Annotated in this window: 15 protein-coding genes and 1 pseudogene; 6 read left to right on the top strand and 10 right to left on the bottom strand. The window is 66.0% G+C overall.

Annotation, left to right across the window (positions count from 1 at the left end):
* Positions 1-219 precede the first annotated feature (219 nt).
* Positions 220-2046, top strand: a complete 1827-nt coding sequence (locus C8J39_RS10865; protein WP_120300417.1) for a DUF885 family protein — start codon at positions 220-222, stop codon at positions 2044-2046.
* A gap of 89 nt (positions 2047-2135) precedes the next feature.
* On the opposite strand, the pseudogene C8J39_RS19305 reads toward C8J39_RS10865, so the two are convergent.
* The 5 genes and pseudogenes from C8J39_RS19305 to C8J39_RS10885 all read right to left on the bottom strand — a co-directional run.
* Positions 2136-3311, bottom strand: a pseudogene (locus C8J39_RS19305) (ABC transporter permease); the annotation flags it as partial.
* A 15-nt stretch (positions 3312-3326) separates the two neighbouring features.
* Positions 3327-4493 (bottom strand): ABC transporter permease, encoded by a 1167-nt coding sequence (locus tag C8J39_RS19070; RefSeq protein WP_243649909.1) that lies wholly within the window; start codon positions 4491-4493, stop codon positions 3327-3329.
* Between the two features lie 10 nt (positions 4494-4503).
* On the bottom strand, positions 4504-6921 hold the full coding sequence (locus tag C8J39_RS10875; RefSeq protein ID WP_120300418.1) for an ABC transporter permease: 2418 nt from the start codon (positions 6919-6921) through the stop codon (positions 4504-4506).
* 126 nt (positions 6922-7047) lie between these two features.
* Entirely contained in the window at positions 7048-7728 is a 681-nt protein-coding gene (locus C8J39_RS10880) for an ABC transporter ATP-binding protein (protein ID WP_056481307.1), read from the bottom strand.
* Positions 7729-7736: 8 nt separating this feature from the next.
* Complete coding sequence (locus tag C8J39_RS10885) at positions 7737-9020, bottom strand: efflux RND transporter periplasmic adaptor subunit (RefSeq protein ID WP_243649910.1); 1284 nt, start codon at positions 9018-9020, stop codon at positions 7737-7739.
* 117 nt (positions 9021-9137) lie between these two features.
* Between C8J39_RS10885 and C8J39_RS10890 the strand changes: the two genes are divergently transcribed.
* On the top strand, positions 9138-10379 hold the full coding sequence (locus C8J39_RS10890) for a sigma-54 dependent transcriptional regulator (RefSeq protein ID WP_259457532.1): 1242 nt from the start codon (positions 9138-9140) through the stop codon (positions 10377-10379).
* Positions 10369-11565 carry a PAS domain-containing sensor histidine kinase gene (locus tag C8J39_RS10895; RefSeq protein ID WP_120300420.1) on the top strand — a complete coding sequence of 399 codons (1197 nt, stop codon included), beginning with the start codon at positions 10369-10371 and terminating at the stop codon, positions 11563-11565. The genes C8J39_RS10890 and C8J39_RS10895 overlap by 11 nt, the downstream gene beginning before the upstream one ends.
* Positions 11566-11654: 89 nt before the next feature.
* Here C8J39_RS10895 and C8J39_RS10900 read toward each other — a convergent pair whose 3' ends face one another.
* The 3 genes from C8J39_RS10900 to C8J39_RS10905 are packed head-to-tail and all read right to left on the bottom strand — an operon-like array spanning position 11655 to position 13084.
* The gene (locus tag C8J39_RS10900; protein ID WP_120300421.1) at positions 11655-12395 is read right to left on the bottom strand and encodes a siderophore-interacting protein; all 741 of its coding nucleotides are present in this window, start codon (positions 12393-12395) and stop codon (positions 11655-11657) included.
* Positions 12392-12589, bottom strand: coding sequence for a hypothetical protein (locus C8J39_RS18925; RefSeq protein WP_207896949.1), 198 nt, complete (start codon positions 12587-12589; stop codon positions 12392-12394). Before C8J39_RS18925 ends, C8J39_RS10900 begins: the two co-directional genes overlap by 4 nt.
* 39 nt (positions 12590-12628) lie before the next feature.
* On the bottom strand, positions 12629-13084 hold the full coding sequence (locus C8J39_RS10905; RefSeq protein ID WP_207896950.1) for an O-methyltransferase: 456 nt from the start codon (positions 13082-13084) through the stop codon (positions 12629-12631).
* Between the two features lie 146 nt (positions 13085-13230).
* Between C8J39_RS10905 and C8J39_RS10910 the strand changes: the two genes are divergently transcribed.
* Complete coding sequence (locus C8J39_RS10910; protein WP_120300422.1) at positions 13231-14034, top strand: helix-turn-helix domain-containing protein; 804 nt, start codon at positions 13231-13233, stop codon at positions 14032-14034.
* Between the two features lie 36 nt (positions 14035-14070).
* Here the strand turns inward: C8J39_RS10910 and C8J39_RS10915 are convergent, their stop codons facing one another.
* Positions 14071-15570: an MFS transporter gene (locus C8J39_RS10915; protein WP_243649912.1), complete on the bottom strand. Its 1500-nt coding sequence runs from the start codon at positions 15568-15570 to the stop codon at positions 14071-14073.
* A 136-nt stretch (positions 15571-15706) separates the two neighbouring features.
* Between C8J39_RS10915 and C8J39_RS10920 the strand changes: the two genes are divergently transcribed.
* Positions 15707-16387 (top strand): DUF6445 family protein, encoded by a 681-nt coding sequence (locus C8J39_RS10920; protein ID WP_243649913.1) that lies wholly within the window; start codon positions 15707-15709, stop codon positions 16385-16387.
* A 152-nt stretch (positions 16388-16539) separates the two neighbouring features.
* Here C8J39_RS10920 and C8J39_RS10925 read toward each other — a convergent pair whose 3' ends face one another.
* On the bottom strand, positions 16540-17562 hold the full coding sequence (locus C8J39_RS10925) for a substrate-binding domain-containing protein (protein WP_183037975.1): 1023 nt from the start codon (positions 17560-17562) through the stop codon (positions 16540-16542).
* A 212-nt stretch (positions 17563-17774) separates the two neighbouring features.
* Here C8J39_RS10925 and C8J39_RS10930 point away from each other — a divergent pair, with 212 nt between their 5' ends.
* Positions 17775-20726: a TonB-dependent receptor gene (locus C8J39_RS10930; protein WP_243649916.1), complete on the top strand. Its 2952-nt coding sequence runs from the start codon at positions 17775-17777 to the stop codon at positions 20724-20726.
* Positions 20727-20739 lie beyond the last annotated feature (13 nt).

Consider the following 20739-nt stretch of genomic DNA (forward strand, 5'->3'; position numbering starts at 1 on the left):
TCCGCATCTGTCCGCGCTCTAAGCCTGCGTTGCCGTTGACGGAGCAGCTCGATAGCCAGCAGCAAGGCAATTGCTGACCACGCGAAAACACGATCGATATTGGCTCAGCAGCACATTCCGTGAAGCGGCACTGGCTGGCCGACCCGGTGCAGTAGGGTTGCACGGTTGGCCTACTGTCGCCTAGCGTGGCGCGATAAGCTTCACAGTCAGGAAATCGGCATGGATCGTCGCGCCTTCATCACGTCCAGTGCCGCTGCCGCCGCGTTGAGCACGCTACCCGCACGATCCGCGTTTGCGCAGAACTCAGCGGGAACAGCAGCGGCACCATCGCCGGGCGACGCCCGGTTGAACGCGGCCTTCGATCAGGTCCTGCGCGAAACCGTCCGCCAATCGCCGGAATTCGCCACCTCGCTTGGGCTCGATACCGGCAAGGATGCCGATCTGCGCCATATGCTGGGTGACAACAGCTACGCCGCCATCGCGAAGGACCTGGCACGAAACCGCAAGGCACAGGCGCTCGTCACCGCCGTCGATCCCGCCTCGCTGTCGCCGCAGGCCCGCATCGATCGCGAAGTCGTTCTCTACAGCATCCAGTCGAACATGGTCGGCCCGGAGAAGTTCGGCCTCTCCTCGCCGCAGGGGCCGTATCCGATCACGCAGCAGGACGGCGTCTATTTCTCCATGCCGGACTTCCTGGCCTCGACCCACCCGGTCAAGACCGCGGATGATGCCGAAGCCTATCTGGATCGATTGGCGATGATGGGCCGGCAGCTGGATAACGAAACCGAGGTTCAGCGTCGCGAAGCCGCCAAGGGTCGGCTGGCGCCCGACTTCTCCCTTGATCTAGCGCTAGGCCAAATGGCGAACCTGCGGTCACCCAGCCCGGTCGACAACCAGCTCGTCCAGGCGCTGACCAGCCGCACCGGCCCCGCGAAGATCGCCGGGGATTGGCAGGCACGCGCTGCCAAGATCGTCGCGACCCAGGTCTATCCGGCGCTCGATCGCCAGATCGCTTTGCTGCGCTTGCTGCGGCCCTCTGCGCGCAGTGCCGCCGGCATCTGGGCGATCCCCAACGGCGATGCGATCTACGCCGCCGCGCTGGCGCAGGCGACCACCACAAGCTTGTCGCCCGACGAAGTCCATCGCATGGGCCTGCAACAGGTCGCGGAACTCACCGCACAGCTCGATCCGATCCTGCGTGAACAAGGCCTCACGCAGGGCAGTGTCGGTGCCCGGCTCGACCAGCTCAACCGCCTGCCCGCGCAATTGTTCGCGAACACGGACGCCGGTCGTGCCGAGCTGCTCGCCAGTCTCAACGCAGGCGTACAGGCGATGCAGGCACGGCTGCCCAAGGCATTCACGAACCCGCCCAACGCGGCGCTCGAGATCCGCCGCGTCGCGCCCGAAATCCAGGACGGGGCCCCCAACGGCTATTACTTCCGCGCGCCGCTCGATGGCTCGCGCGCCGCGATCTACTGGATCAACCTCAAGAGCGTGCACGACTGGCCGAAATACACGCTGCCGAGCCTGACCTATCACGAAGGCGTTCCGGGGCATCATCTCCAAATATCGACCGCGCAACGCGCGCCCACGCATCCGCTGCGCAAGATCGCCTTCTTCAACGCGTATCTGGAAGGCTGGGCGCTTTATGCGGAACAACTTGCCGACGAACTCGGCGGCTATGCCTCGCCCGTGGAACGCGCCGGCTATCTGCAATCATTCCTGTTCCGCGCGGCACGGCTGGTCGTGGATACCGGCATTCATACCAAGCGGTGGACGCATGACCAGGCGACGAAATACCTGGTCGATACGGTCGGCTTCGCCCCCGGACGCTCGCAGCGCGAGGTCGAGCGCTACTGCGTCTCGCCGGGTCAGGCATGCAGCTACAAGATCGGCCACGCGGCCTGGCTGCGCGCACGCGAGAAGGCCAAGGCGATCGCCGGCGATCGCTTCGACCTGAAGCATTTCCACGATGTGCTGGAAGCCGGTGCGATGCCGCTGTCGATGCTCGAGCGGATCGTCGAGGAACGTGCGCGCGCTGTCTGACGACTAGCCGCGGACCAGGCTCCCTCGACCAGAAACACACATGCTTGAGTCTCCCAGAACTGGCGCAGCGCGCGCGCGGGTTCGGCCCGTGCGACGCGCCATGCCTGGCTGGCGACAGTCGCCGCCGCGATGACGAGCGCCAGCACGCTGGCACCCACGAAATAGCCGGGCGACAACCCGATCCGGTCGTCGAACCCGCTCAACCAATGCGACATCGCGAACCATGCGATCACGTTCGCCAGGAGGACCGGCTTGAGGAACTGAACCAGCAGCAGCTGCATCACGTCGCTGGTCGAGGCCCTCAGCACCTTGCGGATACCGATCTCCTTGACCCGCCGCATCGTATCGAACGCTGCCAGGCCATAGAGCCCGAGGCACCCGATCGCGACTGCCAGCACCGCGCCGGCCGTAAACAACCGCGACCGCTGCACGTCCTGGCGATAATAGGAGTCGTACAGTTTCTGGTCGACCGTCGTGGCTGCTGGCGGAACCGCTGGCGCGATGCGGCGCCATGTCGTTTCCAGCCGTTCCAGGACGGTTGCGGGATCGGCCGAGGTGCGGATCACCACGATGGCGCGATAGCCACCGCCAGGCCGATAGCTATAGGCGAACGCCTCGACCGGCTCGCGCGGCGTTCCGAAGCGCATATCGGCGATCACACCGACGATCCTCACCGTCGCGCCATCGAGCGAAACGATCTGGCCGATCGCTTCGTTGGCTTGCTCGAACCCCAAGCGCTCGGCGGCAGTATGGTTGAGCACGATGTTCGCTACCCTGCCCGCAACGGCCGTGCTCCCGGTGCCGCTGTTGCCAACGTCCAGCGCGAACCGATCCGCATCGAAGATCCGACCAGCCAGCAGACGGGCTCGGTACGTGTCGAAGAACTGCTCGCCGACCGTGGCCTGGACGATCATCGGCGGCTCGCCGATCGCCCCGGCGCGTTTCATCTTGGCGATTGCGAACGTGCCGCCGCCGGGCACGACGCCGCTCGTCGTGATGCCTGCAACCCCGCGGGTCTTGCGCATCGCGTCGACCAGCCGGGCACGTTGCCCCGCATCCAGCGCGGCGTCGCCGTAACCACTCAGCATGATCAGGCCGTCTCGCCCGAAGCCGATGTCCGCCTGCTGAACGTGCCGCGTCTGGACGAACAGAACCGCAGTCCCGATCATCAGCGCGACCGCGATGCCGAACTGGGTCACCACCAGTGCCTTGCGTAATCCTGCGCCCGCGCGATCGCCGCCGGGGGTCCGGGCCGCGGCGAGCACGCCCGCAGGCAGGAATCAGGATATCACGAACGCCGGATAGAACCCTGCCAGCAACGTCACCAGAGCGGTCGTCGCCAGGAGCGGCGGCAGGATAGACCCCGCCCCCCAATAATCGATCGACAAGTCGGTGCCGCCGATCGCGTTGACGAACGGCAGCGCAATCTCGGCAAGCGCCAGCCCGATCAACGCCGCCAGCGTCACGGCTGCCAGTGCCTCGCCGAGCAATTGCCCGATCAGCATCCGCCGGGTCGCACCGACCACCTTGCGCATCGCGATTTCCCGCGCCCTCAGCCCTGCGCGCGCTGTCGCCAGATTGACGTAATTGACCACCGCCAGCAGCAGCGCGACGATCCCCACGCAGCCCAGCACGGCGACGACCGTGCCGACCCCGTTGCCCGCAAAATGGCGCCCGGCGAGCGGCACGATGCCTTCTTTCAGGAATTGACGCGCGTCGGGATTGAACGCGGGATCGGGATGGCGGCGCATGAATGCTCCGATCCGGTCCGCCATCGCGGTGTCGGGCAGTGCCAGAAACGTCACGACACCATTGCTGGTAGATCGGGAATCGTCAGTGAGTTCGGCCGGGATCGCCGCGAACAGGACACTGGCGTATGTCTGGTTCTGCGGCAGGTCGGCGATCACCGCCCCGACCCGGTAGGTGCGCGCCTTCCCGTCGATCGCAACCGTCAGCGTCCGTCCTAGCGCGCTTGCTTTGCCAAAATACGCCTCCGCGACGCTCTGGGTGACGACAATCCCATCCGGGCGGGCGATCGCACTCGCGGTATCGCCCTCGACGACGGGAAACGGAAAAATCCGAAAGTAATCGCGGTCGACCAATGCCAGTTTGCGCGGGGTACTCGTGTTCCCGGTCAGCACCGTCGCGGCGTCATAGGGCGTCATCCGCGCCACGACGAGATCGGGGAACGCCGCGGCCAATTGCCCGGAGAGTGTAGGCGAAGATGGAATCTGCACCTCGGGGTTGCCGGGGAACTGGATCGTGCGCGCGATCGTCCAGACCCGTTCCCATCCCGGCAGCACGCGGTCGTAGTTCGTCTCGAACCGGACGAACAGCATCAGTATCAGGAACACCGCGATGCCGAGCGCAAGCCCGCCGATGTTGAGGATGGCGCATAGCCGATGGCGGGCGAGCGAACGGTACAGCGTCGGCAAGGCTGCGGACATCGACCGGCCCCTATTCGTGGCGTAGCGCGCGCGCGGGCTCGGCGCGGGCGACGCGCCAGGCCTGGCCGAAGACGGTCGCGCTCGCGATCAGCACCGCGGCGAGCGAGGCGCCGACAAAGAATAGCGGCGACAGCGCGATGCGGTCGTCGAACCCGCCTAGCCAGCGCTGCATCGCGACATAGGCGAGCGGCCATGCTACGAGGTTGGCGAGGATCACGGGTCGCAGGAACTGCCCGATCAACAGCCGCAACACCTCGGCAGTCGAGGCACCGAGCGTCTTGCGGATGCCGATCTCCTTGACGCGCCGCGCGGTGTCGAACGCCGCCAGCCCGTAGAGCCCGATGCAGCCGATTAGGATCGCCAGCACCGCACCGATCGTGAACAGCCGCGAGCGTTGCGCATCCGCCTTGTAATAGCGCTGGTACAGATTGTCCTCGACCGAGCGCGCCTCGAACGGAACGCCCGGGACGACGCGCTTCCACGCCGCCTCGAGTGCCGCCATCATTGTCTTCGCATCGCGGCCGGCATAGCGTACCGCCGCGAACGGCGAGAGGATATCGACGGTGTTGTAGGTGTAGGCGACCGGCGTGACGGCATCGCGCGGACTTCTGAAGCGCAGGTCGTTGACTATGCCGATAATGTTCGAGTCCCGCTCGCCGTCGTTGATCGCCTGCCCCAGTGCCGCGGCCGGCGACGCGAAGCCCAGCACGGTCACCGCGGTCCGGTTGATCACCACATTGGGCCCTGCCCGCTTGCGTTCGGCAAGCGTCAACAGGCCGCGGTCGTCGGCATGCGCGGCGTCGAACAGGCGCCCCGCGACGAGGCGCGCGCCGTACACGCGGAAATAGTCGCGACCGGTGCCGACATCCATCAACGATATCTTGGCGCCCGACGCTCCTGCGCGGCTGTACCCTGAGAAATTGGTCGTGCTCTGGTCGCCCGGGGCATTGTTGGCGACGGTGACGCCGGTGACGCCGGGGGCCGCCGCGAGGCTGCGCAGGATCGCAGCGCGCTGTGGGGAGTCGATCCCGCCGGTCATCAGCGACCGCACGATCATCAACCCGTCGCGGCGAAATCCGAGATCGGCGTCACGGATATGTTCGGTCTGTTTGAGCATGACTCCGGTCGCGATGGCGAACGCGATCGCGATCGCGAACTGCACGACCACCAGCGCGCTTCGCAGCCGGGTCCCGCTGCGCCCACCACCGGGTGCTCGCGTCGAGGCGAGCACTGCGGCAGGGCGAAACCCCGAAAGCACGAACGCAGGATACAGCCCCGCGACCAAAGCGATGCCCAGGACCAGCAGGACCAGTGGAAGGACGACGCCGTCCCATCCGACGTAGCGGATCGCCAGCGTCGTTCCGCCAAGCGCGTTGATGAAAGGCAGCGCGATCTCGGCCAGCGCGAGACCGATCAACGCCGCTACCGCGACGGTCGCCAGCGCCTCGCCCAGGAACTGCCGCACCAGCGATCGCCGCGTGCCACCCAGGACCTTGCGCATCGCCACTTCGCGCGCGCGCAACCCGGCACGCGCGGTGGCCAGATTGACGTAGTTCACGATCGCGATCAGCAGCGTCAGCAGCCCGACCGCCCCCAAGGTCGTGACGATCGCGCGATCACCCGGACTATACAGATGCATCGCGGTCAGCGGCCGCAGCGACTGGAAATACTCGCCTTTCTTCAGATTGCCGCCGGCATAGGCATGGCGGTCGAGAAAAGCAGGCAATTGCGCCTCGAACGCCCGCGCCGCCACCGCATCGGGAAACCGCAGGAACGTGGTGAGCGACGCGCTGCCCCAATGCTCCCACCATTCGTTGCCGAAGCGAGTCCGCGACAGTTGCGCGAACATCTCGCTCTTGAAGGTGACGTCGTCGGGCATGTCGCGCAGCACCGCCCCGACCTTGTAGGGATAGGTCGTCCCATCGATCGACAGTTGCAGCGTCCGGCCGATCGCCGACTGGCTCCCGAAATATTTCCGCGCGGTTTTCTGCGTGACCACCAGGCCGTTCGGATCGGCGAGCGTGGCCGCTGGATTCCCCTCGATCGCGGGAAAGCGCATGAGATCGAAGAAGTTCGGGTCGACCGTGCCCAAATCCTCGGCGGTCGCCTGCCCGCCCTGCTGCACCGTCGCCGCCATGTTCATGTAGCGCGTGCCGACCAGCTGCGGGTAATCCGCCTGCAGGATCTTGAGTTCGCTGCCCATCGTGTTCGGATTGGTGTCCGCCGGATAGCCCGGCATCACATAGCGCTCCTCCATCACCCACAACCGGTCTTGCTGCGGCAATACGCGGTCGTACCCGGTCTCGAACCGGACGAAGAGGAAAAGGACGAGGAACGTCGCGATCCCCAGTGCGAGACCGCCGATGTTGAGGAGCGCGAATAGGCGGTGATGCGCGAGCGAACGATAGAGGCTGGTGAGTGCGGACATGGCGGTTCCTTCAGGCGTCGCTTGCGGTATCGGGGCCGGGCTTGGGGCCGGACTTGGTCGCGGCGAGATGGCGGACGAGGACCACCAAAAGCAGCATCAGCACGAGCATCTGGAGCGAGCGGCGCATCAGGCGGCGCGCCGTGCCGACGACAGGATGCGGCCATCGAGCATGTGCACCGTCCGCTTGGCGATATCGGCGTGCGACGGGCTGTGCGTGACCATCACGATCGTCGCGCCCTCGGCGTTCAGCTGGCCGAGGATGTCCATCACCTGCGCGCCGTTCTCGGTATCGAGGTTGCCGGTCGGCTCGTCCGCGAGGATCAGCCGCGGCTCGCCGACGATCGCGCGGGCGATCGCCGCGCGCTGTTGCTGGCCGCCCGACAATTGATGCGGGTGATGGCGCTGGCGGTGGGCGATGCCGACCCTATCCATCGCCGCCGCCACGCGGTCCTTTTTCTCGCGCGCGGGCATCGTCCGATAGGCGAGACCCAGCGCGACATTCTCGGCGATCGTCAGTTCGTCTATCAGGTTGAAGCTCTGGAAGACGAAGCCCAGCCGATCACGGCGCAGCTTGGCGAGTTCGGCTTCGGGCGCGCGCGCGATATCGGCCCCTTCGAACAGATACCGTCCGTCCGTGGGACGGTCGATCGTGCCGATGATGTTGAGCAGCGTCGATTTGCCGCAGCCCGACGGCCCCATGATGGCAACGAATTCACCCGCCTCGACCGCTAGGTCGATGCCGCCGAGCGCAGTCGTCTCGACCTCGTCCGAGGCATAGGTGCGGCTGAGGTCCTGTAACTGGATCATATCGAATCCTATCGGATGAGGAGGGTCTGGAAGGGGGTGTAGGTGCCAAGCGCGGTGGTCACGATCCGCTCGCCGGGCGCGAGGCCGGAAATGATCTCGACTTGATCGGGATTGCGTCGGCCGGCGACGATCGCGCGCCTGACGGCCTTCGCGTTCCCATCGAGCACGAAAGCGGTGGTACCACCCGCGTCGAGCCAGCCGCCCGACGGTGCGACCACCGCGGGCCGGTCCGCGCCGAGCACGAGCCGCACGTCGAGTGTCTGGCCGCGGTTCAGTCCGGCCGGCACGGTTCCGCGAAAACCGAGTTCGACGCGAAACCGGCCTTCAGTCACCTGCGGCAGGATTTTGATGACCGACATCGCATAGCTCCGGTCGTCGATGTCGGCCGCCGCGCCGAGGCCGGCCCGGACGCGCCCGAGATAGAATTGATCGACATCGGCAGTCAGCTTCCACTGCCCCTCGGAGTCGATCTGCCCGACTGGATCGCCGGCCTTGAGCGTCTGCCCGGGTTGCAGTGTGAAGGCGGTAAGCCGTCCCGCGACGGGCGCACGCAGCACCAGGGCGGAGAGACTCGCCCAAACCATCGCCAGGCTCTCGCGCAACTGGCGCGCGGTCGCGGCGATGCCAGAGGACTGATCCGCCAGCGTAGCGCCGGCTTCGGCGGTCCCGCGATCGAGCGCAGCAACGCGCGCCTGCTGATAGCCGACATCCTCGCGTACCGGATCGATTGCGGCGCGCGTGATGATTCCCCGGTCGAACAGCACCTGCTTCTGCGCGAGCAACGTCCGCGCCTTGGAAAGCGCATTGCGTGCCTCCGCCAGGTCGCGCGCGCCGTCCTGCCGCGTATTCTGCACCGACAGCCGCTGGCCGCTGATCGCGCTCAACTGACCGACGATCTCCGCCGAGCGGCTGGCCACGTCGAGTTCGAGCGACGGATTGGATAGCCGCGCGAGGGGGGTGCCGGCCGCGACCATCGCGCCGTCACTGGCGGCAAGGTCCGCGACCTGTCCGCCCGAGATCGCGGTCACGAACACGGTGCGCAACGGTGCAACCTCGGCGCGGAGCGGCACGAAATCGCGGAACGGCGCGCGCACGACATCGCCGGTACGGATCGCGGCGGCGTCGACGGTCAGCGCATTGGCCCCGGGCATCAGCACCCACAGCAGCACCGCCGCAGCCACCACCGCGATCGAAAGCCCACCGCGCACGATACGCTTGCGCCGCTTGGCGTGCGGACGCTCGATGCGCCGGTCCATCGCGGCGCCCGTTCCAGGCAGGGTCGTCTCTATCATGCGGACAGTGTACGGGACGGATCGACCAGATCCTAAGCTACTGGCGACGCTAGATAGTTCTGCGCTACGCAGCTGAAGCGCTCACCCGACTGTACCAACTGTCCGTTTCCGGACACTATGACGGCCATGTCAACCGAATCGCATATCCTGGTCATCGACGACGATCCCGACATCGCCAAGGCCGCGCGGTTGTTGCTCGAACGGCACGGCATGCGCGTCTCGACCGCGGCGAACCCGGAGGCGGCCTGGGTGCTGCTCGCCGGCGAACCGATCGACGTCATCCTGCTCGACCTCAACTTCGCGCGAGGACGGACCACCGGCGAGGAGGGGTTCGCGATGCTCGACCGGCTGATCGCAGCGGACGCGCGGGCGGTCGTCATAGTCGTCACCGGGCATAGCGGGATCGCGGTCGCCGTCCGTGCGATGCGCAGCGGCGCGACCGATTTCGTGATCAAGCCCTGGAACAACGAGCGCCTGCTGACCACGGTGGAGCGCGGGCTGGCGCTGCGCCGCGCGAAGCTGGAGACAGCGGCGACACCGCCCGTCCACGACGGCATCCTGCTCGGCGAAAGCGCCGGGATCACGCGCGCGCGCGACTTGGTCGCTCGCGTCGCGCCGACCGCGGCCCCAATCCTGATCCACGGCGCTGCGGGCACCGGCAAGACGCTGGTCGCCCGACTGGTTCATCAGGCCTCGCCGCACGCCAGCCTGCCGCTCATCACGGTGGACGCCGAAGCCGCGGACGCCACCGTCATCGCCCAGCAAACGGCGGCCGCGGCTGGTGGGTTGCTGGTAATCGACCACATCGACCGCCTGCCTCGTGCGCTCAACGGCGTTCTCCTGTCGGCGCTCGACGGCATCCGCGTCATCGCGACCACCCGGCTGGATCGCACCGGCGTTCGGGTAGCTATCGGCGAAGACCTGCTCGACCGGGTCGGGACGATCGAAATCGCCCTCCCGCCGCTCGTCGATCGCGCGGGCGATGTGGCGCTGCTCGCTCGCCATTTCCTTGCGCTGTTCGCCTACCGCCACGGCAAGCCCCTCAGACCGCTCGACGCAGACACGGCGCAGGCGATCGCGGCGGATCGCTGGCCCGACAACGTCCGCGGCCTGCGCCAGACGATGGAACGTGCGGTTCTGCTCGGCAATGGCGAGACTTACGCGGCCGGAGACCTACTACTTTCGCCCGCCACCGCCGAGCCGCTATCGCTCGCCCCCGATCTGTCGCTCGCGCGCAACGAGGAAACGCTGATCACCGCGGCACTCGAACGCCATGCCTTCAATGTCAGCCGCGCCGCCGCACAGCTCGGACTGACCCGCGCGGCGCTCTATCGCCGGATGGCGCGCTATGGCCTCTGACCGGATGCGCGCGGTGGTACGCGCGCTGGTGATAGCTGCGGCCGGCGCCGGTGGTGCGGTTGCGGCCACACGCGGTCTGTACGCCACCGCACTGCTCGCGGCGATGATCGCGATCTGGATCGCCGCACTCGACCTGGTCGATGCTGGTCAGCGCTCGCCGATGCCGGCGCCACCAATCCCGACCCCGTCTGCTGGGGAAGAGGAACGGCGCCGTCTGAACGCCTATCTCGATTTGTCGCCTGCGCCCTTGGTCGCACTCGAAGACGGTCGGTTACGCGCCGTCAACCGTGCCGCGCGGCGATTGCTCGGCGCAGGCGATCTGGTCGCCGATCCGCCCGAGGGACTCGTTTCCGCGCTCGCCGACACCCGCCCCGGCCGCACCGCCACGATCGAGATCGGGCATGACACCGACATCCGGAGCTTCGCGCTGGCCACCGGCGACCTTGCGCTGGCAGGGCGGATGACGCGGATCGGCGCGCTGATCGACATCGACGCCGAACTGAAGGCCGCCGAGGCCGCCGCGTTGCGCGAACTCGTCCAGGTCCTGAGCCACGAGATCGTCAACGCCCTCACCCCGATCGCCTCGCTAGCCGAGACCGCGGTGGCGATGCTCGACGATCCGGACCCGATGCTGCCCAAGGTACGCGACGCGGTCGAGACCGTCGCGCGCCGCGCCGCCAGCCTGCACCGGTTCGGCGAAAGCTACCGTGCGTTGGCGAAGCTGCCCGCCCCCTCGGTGGAGCGTATCCCTCTGGCCGGGTTCGTCAGCGATCTGGCGGCATTGTTTACGACGAGATGGCCGGGAATCGCGTTTACGACCGACCTCCTGGACGCACCGGCCCATCTGCTGGCCGACCCGGATCAACTGACCGCAGCGCTCTGGGCGGTGTTGCAGAACGCAGCCGAGGCGTTGCACGGCTCGTCCGGTGCGCGGGTCACGCTCGCCATCTCTGCCCTCGTCGGCCAAACGCAATTCACGATGACGGACACCGGCCCCGGTATCCCCGTCGCAAACCAGGCCGACATCTTCCGCCCCTTCTTCACCACCAAGACCGAGGGCACGGGCGTGGGTCTGGCGCTCGCTCGGCAAATCTTCCGGGGGCACAATGGCGATCTCAGCCTCGCCCATTCTCTCCCCGGCAACACGCGGTTCGAGGGCAATGTTCCTTCCGTTCCGACCAGCTGAACAATCAATCGCCCTGAACCTTGCTCGAATGGCGAAACTTGGATTTTGCGATCATACCTTGCAGGCTTCGGAAGGCGGCTCTGCCAAGCTCAGTCCAGGCCTGTTTTACCAGGCGCCCAATACGCCTTGGCAACAAGCCGCGTCGTCGGAACGAATCTTCGTCGCAAGCTCTGCCGAAGCACTTGGATCGTTGCGGCCTTTCCCGTGAGCACGAAGGTGGATCCAAGCGCAACTGCGTCGGAGAGCGATGCTTCCAGCTCGGCGACGTGCCCACCATCTAGGCGCCGTGTGATCAGTGTAGCGCGCTTGAGATCCAGGCTGGCCATCACCTGCTGAGCACCAACGTCGTCTGCGACTTCGAAACACGCTGTTACATGCCGCGTCGGGTCTTGAAAGGTCGCCGCATAAGCAAGTCCGATCGAGGTTTCGTCCCCGAGGATGACAAGCGCCCCAGACAGACCGCCGATGTCCAGCGACGCGCGCGGACCGAAGACGTCGCATACTTCGCCCGGCGCCGCGGTGCGGACCCAATTGCTCCCAGGTCCGTCGCCATGGGCATAGCCCAGAATGCACATACGCCCGGCTGACGCATTCCATTCGATCGGCGTGTACGTCCGGGTCACGAACGCCGAGCCCATCGCGATCTGCACCTTCTGTCCCGGCCGCCACGTCACGGTCTTGAGCGCATCGCCCTCTAGAGTGATCAGATGAAAGCGATCCGCCAATCGTTCGTTGGCGACGACGGTCGCCGGCTTCATCCACAGCCGCGCCACCGCTCTGCTCAACCGGCCTGGCTCTTTCGTCCGCTCGGCAGCCTGCGTTTCCATCATGACAATTTCACGGAAAATTCGTTGCCGCGGCCTTCGTCCGGCAAGGCCAGCGACATGTAGCCGTTGGCGGGATTGCGGATATACGCCAGATAACTAGGCTCGAACGCATTTTCCCCCAGGACCACGGCGCCAGGCTTCAGCCACGGCTCGATCGTCTTGAGCACCGAAAGATACAGCGAGAACGCGCCGTCCACCAATATTAGATCGACCGTACCGCCCACATCCTTCAGCGTCTACAGGGCATCGCCAGCGCGGATATCGACAAGGTCGGCGAGGCCGGCCGCCTGTAGATTGGCACGAGCCCGCGCCACCTTGCTGACCTCCATCTCGCTGCCGACCAGGTGGCCGCCGCCATTGTCGCGCAGCGCCGCAGCAAGATAGAGCGTCGAAATTCCCATAGACGTCCCGAACTCGACGATCCGGGTCGCTTTGCAGGCCCGCGCTATCGCGTAGAGGAACCGACCATACTCCGGCGACACGGCAAGGAAATTGTCCGCGCGGTCGCGATAGGTCGCGCGATAGTCCGCACGCTCATCCGCCAGTAGGTCCATCACCAGCGCCTCGATCGAAGCGCCAGGTGCCGCGATTTTCGCCTGCATCGCTTCGACGTGTTCGCGGTCAGCCGCGTCGACTTCACCGTGCAGTCTTTCCAGAAGGTCGGCGAGGCGGGGGCTGCTCAGCGTGTTCATGACGATCCTTGCCGGTGCCCGAAGCCGGAATGGCTCGACGGGGCAATGGCGATCGGATAGCCGGGCGCGACTTTGGCGTCATTACGAAGGACCGACATAATGTTGTGTGATATCGCCAGTACGGATCTTTTCCAGGATCGTCGCCTATGCCAATCCTGAACGCGTCGCAGGATTTCGAATGGGTCGATCCGGATGTCGTGCCGCGCCCGATCGTCGCGTTCGGTGTTGAGATGTCTGATGTTGGCGGGTTTGAGCTAGAACCTCATAGTCACGCCAAGGGACAGATGCTGCTGGTCCAGCGCGGCGCGCTGAGTTGTGAAGTGGAAGGCGGGTTGTGGGTCGTGCCGCCGCGCAGCGCCATCTGGATCCCCGGCGGCGCGCTGCACGCGATCAAGGCGACCTGCGCACTCGAAGGGTATAACGCGTTCGTCGATCCCGCAGTGGACGCGCGACTGCCGAAGACCTGCTGCGCAGTGTCGGTGACCCCCTTGCTGCGCGAGCTGCTGACCCGCGCCGCGCATCTCCCATATTTCTATGAGGAAGGCAGTGCGAACACGCGGCTGGTGGCGGTCCTGCTCGACGAACTCGCCGCGGCTCGGGTCGAGAATCTACACCTGCCGATGCCGATCGATCCACGGCTGCGCAGCATTGCGGACGCGATGATAGCGTCCCCGGCGAACCGAGGAACGTTGGAGATCTGGGCGCGACATGCTGGTCTGAGCGAACGTACGCTGTTGCGGCTGATCAAGCGGGAGACGGGAATGAGCTTTGGCCGGTGGCGCCAACAGCTCGGGGTCGTACTCGCCGTGAAGTGGTTGGCCGGCGGCGCCTCGATCCAGCAAGTGACCAGCGACCTGGGCTATGAAAGCGTGCCCAGCTTCGTGACGATGTTCCGCAAGGCGCTTGGTACCTCGCCTGGACGCTACATGGCAGAACGTCACTCGGGCTGACGCCTGAGCGACAGCGCTAGTTTGCTGCTTCTCGCCTCAGGCAAACTTGTCGGGAACCTCAGGGACGCGCAGCATCGCAAGGGCTGCGAGAATCATTACGATGGCGGCGAATGCCATCGTCCAGATCGGTTCGGTCGGGAAGAACGCCTTCAGCACCGACCCCATCAGCGTCGCGACCAGCAACTGCGGGAGTACAATGAAGATGTTGAACAACCCCATATAGATGCCGAGCTTGGCCTGGGGCAGGCTGGAGGCGAGGATCGCGTAGGGCATGGCGAGGATCGATGCCCAGGCGATGCCGACGCCGACTTCGCTGACGATCAGCAACGTTGGATCGCGCACCACGAGGAAGCTCGCAAACCCCGCGGCGCCGCACAGCAGGCAGGCTATATGCGTTTTGACCCGGCCGATCCGTCTGGCCAACCGCGGCAGTATCAGTAACGCGACCAGCGCGGCGACGGCGTTGTAGACTGCGAACAGCACGCCGACCCAATCGCTGCCCGCATTGTAGGCGGCGCTCGTCGCGTCGCTCGATCCGTACATATATTGCGCCACGACGGGCGTGGTGAAGATCCACATGATGAACAGCGCGGACCAGCTGAAGAACTGGACGAGTGCGAGGCGCTTCATGACGCTGGGCATCGCGGCGAAGTCGCCGACGATCTGGCTCAGCGCGTTGTCGCCGTTGCCGCCGCGCGCGAGGACGATGGCCGCGAGGCTGGCGCCGCCATAGGCGACGAGCAGGCCGCCGAGCAGGTACACTTCTTTCTGCAACGCCAGTTCGGGCACCGCGACGACGACCGCGATCCCGGCGACGATCCAGGCGATGCTGGTCGCGAAACCGCGGCTGGCGAGCGCGCGGACCGGAGCACTTTGCGCCTCGTCACGGTCGGATTCAGCGAACGATGCCATCTGTTCGGGGCTGTATTCGCGCGTGTTGCCGACCGTCCACAGGACTGCGAGCAGCAATGCCGCGCCGCCGAACCAGAAGCTGTAGCGCACGGTGTCGGGAACGCCCGCCAGCGCATCGCCCGACACGCCGAGATGCGCCAGCACGAACGGGAAGATCGAGCCGACGACTGCGCCGGCGCCGATGAACGCGGTCTGGAGCGCATAGCCCGCGGTGTGCTGGTCTTTGCGCAGCATGTCGCCGACGAACGCGCGGAACGGCTCCATCGACACGTTGACCGAGGCGTCGAGCACCCAGAGGGTCAGTGCGGCGAGCCACAGCATCTTCGCCTCGGGCATCACGAACAGCGCGAGCGCGGCGAGGACGGCACCGGCGAAGAAATACGGGCGGCGACGGCCGAAGCGAGTCCAGGTGCGATCGCTGTAATGACCGATGATCGGCTGGACGAGCAGCCCGGTCAGTGGTGCGGCAACCCAGAGATAGGAGAGGTCGTCGAGCGATCCGCCGAGCGTCTGGAAGATCCGGCTCATATTGGCGTTCTGCAGCGCGAAGCCGATCTGGATGCCGAAAAAGCCGAAGCTGATGTTCCACAGGCCGGCAAAGCCCTGGACTGGTTTCTCGGTCAAAACGCGGCTCTCCTGATCGGTCGCCACTTGTGTGCGTGGCGATCTGACGGACCGGCTTGACCCCAAGCGACCGGCAAAACAACTATGCATACGAATACCTTGCCCCGCCATGCCGCCCGGCCGCATGAAGGCCTGCATGACCCAACCGCCGAAAACCACGCTTCACCTTCAGGGCGAGGAGCAGCGCCCGCTGATCGTGATCGACGATTTCTGGCCCGACCCGGACGCACTGCGCGAGGATGCGGCGAGCCTGCGGATGGCGCCGATCGGTCCGCATTATCCCGGCGTCCGCGCCGAGGTGCCGCCGCGCCTCGCCGAGACGATGCGACGCCGGATCGCACCTTTGTTGGTGGAGCATTTCGGGCTCGATCCGGCGCCGGCGGTGTCGGAGGCCTATTATTCGCTCGTCACCACGGCACCTGGCGATCTCGCGCCGATCCAGCGATTGCCGCATTTCGACGGCGTCGAGCGGGGGCGGATCGCCGTGCTGCTATTCCTCGGTCACGGCAAACAAGGTGGCACTGCGTTCTACCGCCAGCGATCGACGGCGTTCGAGACCGTAGATGCGTCGCGGCTCGATCGGTTCAGAGCGGAGCTGGAAGCGGGCGTGCAGGCGCACGGCATGCCCGAGGCGTCCTACATCGCCGGCGACACGGCGTTGTACGAACGCATTGCGGTCCAGCCGGCACGTTTCAACCGGGCGCTCGTCTATGCTGGGAATACGCTGCACTGTGCGTATCTGCCGCCTGCGGTGGTACTGAGTTCGGACCCGCTAGCCGGGCGGCTGACGCTCAATCTGTTCCTGTTCGACGACTGAGCGGCCGTCCTTACACACGATCCTCCCCCGCCAGGGGAAGGTGGCGCCGCAGTTGACGGAGGGGGAGGTTGCGCAGCAGCGGTTGCTCATGCCGCCCCCTCCGTCAGGCTGACGCCTGCCACCTCCCCCTGGCGGGGGAGGATCGTGCTGGGCTACGCCCCGCTGCTCGCGCGGATCACCAGTCGGGTCGGCAAGGGCGGGTCGTCGGAAACCTCGCCGCGCAGTTTCGCCAGCAACGTCCGTACCAGCGCCTCCCCTGCCCGGCGCGCGTCCTGCGTCACGGTCGTCAGCGGCGGGTTGGTGAGTTGCGCCGAGGCGATATCGTCGAAGCCGACGATCGCGACGTCGCCCGGGATCGATCGCCCCGCAGCCGCCAGCGCGCGCATCGCACCGATCGCGATGCTGTCGCTCGCTGCGAAAATAGCGTCATAGTCGGCGCCGCGGCGCGCGAGTTCGGCGATCGCGTCCTGTCCGGCGTCTTCGGTGGTGATTGCATCGACCTGGAATGCGGCGTCCGCCGTCAGCCCCGCAGCCGCCAACGCGTCGAGATATCCCCGATACCGGTCCTCCAGTTCGGGATACCGTCCATCCGCCGCGCCCAGAAACGCGATCCGCCGTCGGCCGCGCGCGATCAGGTGCGCGGTCGCCGCCTCGCCGCCGCCGCGATTGTCCGAGCCGACCGTGATCCCGGCAGGCCCCGTGCCGACCGCGCCCCAGCGCACCACCTTGGTCCCCTGTTCGGTGAGGTGATCAAGGCGCGCGCGGTACGCTTCATAATCGCCATAGCCGAGCAAGATGATACCGTCGGCCTTGCGGCTGTCCTGGTAATCGACGTGCCAGTCGCCCGACAATTGCTGGAACGAGATCAGCAGGTCGTAGCCGGCGCGCGCGCAGGCATGCGTGATCGCGCCCAGCATCGACAGGAAGAACGGGTTGATCGTCGACTCGTCTTCCGCTGGCTCCTCGAAGAACAGCAGCGCCAGCGTGTTCGCGGACTGGCTCCGCAGCGACGAGGCGTGCTTGTCGACCGCGTAGTGCAAGCTGCGCGCGATCGCCTCGATCCGCTGGCGGGTCTGCGCGTTGACCGACTTCGATCCGCGCAACGCCCGCGACACCGTCGGCTGCGATACGCCGGCCAATTGCGCGATATCGAACGATGTCGGGCGGCGACCCATCGTCAGCGCCCTTGCCGGCGCCACTGGGGGCGGGCGTGGTCCTGAAGAGACACGGTTTGCATGAAACAGTGAATACGTATGCCCGTCCCTTTTGCAACGCCTCCACCCGAAATATAGCCGTGTTGCGACACCCGACGCGTCAGCACGACGTCGGGGATACCAAAACAAGCAATTGAGGATGCGCGGGATTATTCTCGCCTGAAGGGGATTTCATGAGCCAGTCTATTCCGTGCCGCCTGCGCGTCGCGTCCGGCATTTCCGCGCATGGCCGCCTCGCGCTGCACGTCAGCGCGACCGCGCTCGCCGCTGCTCTGATGCTGCCGGGACAGGCTGCGTTCGCGCAGGCAGTACCCGGCACCGCGAATGCCAATCCGACCGCACCCGCGCAGATCGACGCGGTGCCGACCGTCGCCGCACCAACCCCGCAGCCCGCCGATGCCGTGCCGCCCACAACCCAGGAAGATGCCGCTGGCGGTGACGAGATCGTCGTCACCGGTATCCGCGCCGGCCTGGAATCCTCCGCCAAGATCAAGCGCCAGTCGGTCCTGATCGTCGACTCGATCTCGGCCGAAGACGTCGGCAAGCTGCCCGACGTGTCGATCGCGGACTCGCTCGCCCGCCTGCCTGGCGTGACCGCGCAGCGTCTCGAAGGCCGCGACCAGCGCCTGTCGATCCGCGGCCTCGGCCCCGATTTTTCGACCACGCTGCTCAACGGCCGCGAACAGGTGACGACCGGCGACAACCGCGGCGTCGAGTTCGACCAGTATCCGTCGGAATTCTTCAAGACCGTCAACGTCTACAAGTCGGCCGACGCATCGCTGATCGCCGCCGGCGTCGCCGGTACGGTCGACCTGCGCATGCTGCGTCCGCTCGATCAGGCGCACCGCATCATCGCGGTCAGCGCGCGCGCGCAGATGAACGGCATCGACAAGCTGAACCCGGATGGCGATCGCTACGGCTATCGCGCGTCGGCGACCTATGTCGACAAGTTCGCCAACGACACGCTCGGCATCGCGATCGGCGTGTCGGCGACGCAGACCCCGTCGCAGGACGAGCGCTACAACGCATGGGGCTATAGCGGCGCCGGCACCGCGGCCAGCCCGTTCCTGCTCAACGGCGCCAAGCCCTATGTCCAGTCGAACGAGCTGAAGCGGTACGGCGGCGTCGCGACGATCGAGTGGCAGCCGTCCGACAGCTTCCATTCGACGTTCGATGCGCTGTATTCGCACTTCGAGGAAACGCAGATCCTGCGCGGCATCGAATTCCCGCTCGCAGGCCAGCTTGCGAGTGCCGGTACGGCCGGCGGCACGACCGTTTCCGGCGTGACCGTCGCCGACGGCTTCGCGACCAGCGCGACATTCGGCAACGTCTTCGCGGTGCAGCGCAACGACTATAACCAGCGCAAGGCGGACAATTTCTCGCTCGGCTGGAACAACGACCTTAAGTTGACCGAGTCGGTTCACCTCAACGTCGACGCGAGCTGGAGCCGTGCGAAGCGCACCGACTTCCTGCTCGAGACCAACACCGGCACCGGGTTCGCCAAGAGCGGCGTCGCCGACACCGTCACCGTCAAGCAGAACGGCAACGGCACCTACACCTTCTCGCCGACGCTCGATTACACCAACACCAACATCTTCAAGCTGACCGATCCGCAAGGGTGGGGCAACAACGGCACGCAGCAGGTCGTCCAGTCGGGCTTCCTCAACCGGCCGAGCTTCAAGGACGATCTGAAGTCGCTCCGCGCGAGCCTGAACGGCGAGTTCTCGGACAGCGTCGTCAAGGGCTGGGAAGCCGGCGGTAACTACAGCCAGCGCAAGAAGACCAGCGCGTACACGTCGTACTTCCTGTGCCCGACCGGCGGCGGCACCAACTGCACCGTGGCGAGCGGTTCGCCGTTGAGCGGCAACGTGCCGAGCGAAGCATTGCTCGGCAAGAACGTGGCGCTCGATTACCTCGGCATCCCGCAGATGCTGACGCTCGATCCGCTGTATCTCTACAATAATTCGCTCAACGCGGCGTTTGATGGCCGTCCGTCCGCGCTGGTGCGTGACAATGTCGTGCTCGAGAAGGTCTGGACCGGCTATGCCAAGGTCACGATCGACGGCCTGGTCGGCGACAAGCCGCTCAAGGGATCGATCGGTGCGCAGGTCGTGCATTCGGACCAGAGCTCGACCGGCCAGATCGCCAGCGTCGTCGGCGGCGCGGTGACGATCGCACCCGTGAAGCAGTCGCTGAAATACACCAACTTCCTGCCCTCGGCGACGATGTCGGTCGAACTGATCCCGCTCGGCTTCGTCAAGGTCGGCGCCTCGCAGACGATGGTGCGTCCGCGTCTCGACCAGGAGCGCGTCACGCAGGACGTTGCGATCAACCTGACCAACATCGGCCAGACGCCCGCCGGGCTGTTCCCGGTGTTCACGTCGACCGGCGGCAACGTCAACCTGAAGCCGTACCAGTCGACCAACATCGATCTGTCGTTCGAGAAGTATTTCAATGGTGGCGGCTATGTCGCGCTGTCGGGCTATTTCAAGCACCTCACCGACTTCGTCGATCCCAACAATTCGCTGCCGTACGACTTCTCGGCGTTGCTGCCGGCGTTGACCGCGGCGCAGCAGGCGCAGGTGATCGCCGCGGGCCAGACGATCGGCAACGTGTCGTCGCCCGCCAACACCGGTCGCGGCGAAGTGCTGGGCGTCGAAGGTACGGTGTCGCTGCCGTTCAAGGCTATCACGTCCGCGCTAGACGGCTTCGGCATCTTCGCGAGCGGCAACTACACCCAGTCGACGATCAAGTACGGCAGCAACCCGACCGAGGCAATCACCCTGCCCGGCCTGTCCAAGTGGACCGGCAGCGGCACGATCTACTTCGAGAAATGGGGCTTCCAGGCGCGCGCGAACTATCGCTACCGCTCCAGTTTCCTCGCCGAAGTCGCCGGCCTGTCCGCCAACCCGACCTATCGCACCGCGCGATCGGAGGGCATCCTGGATGCGCAGATCGGCTATGAGTTCCAGAGCGGTCCGCTCGCGAACTTCGCGATCCTGGCACAGGCGAAGAACCTGACCGATCGACCGTTCGTGACCTACCAGAACGACGATCCCCGCCAGGTGATCGACTACCAGCGCTATGGTCGCGATTACTATGTCGGCATCACCTATAAGTTCTGAAGTCGATGGCGGG

This window comes from Sphingomonas sp. PP-CC-1A-547 (assembly GCF_003610375.1).
In the GTDB taxonomy this organism is placed as follows: domain Bacteria; phylum Pseudomonadota; class Alphaproteobacteria; order Sphingomonadales; family Sphingomonadaceae; genus Sphingomonas.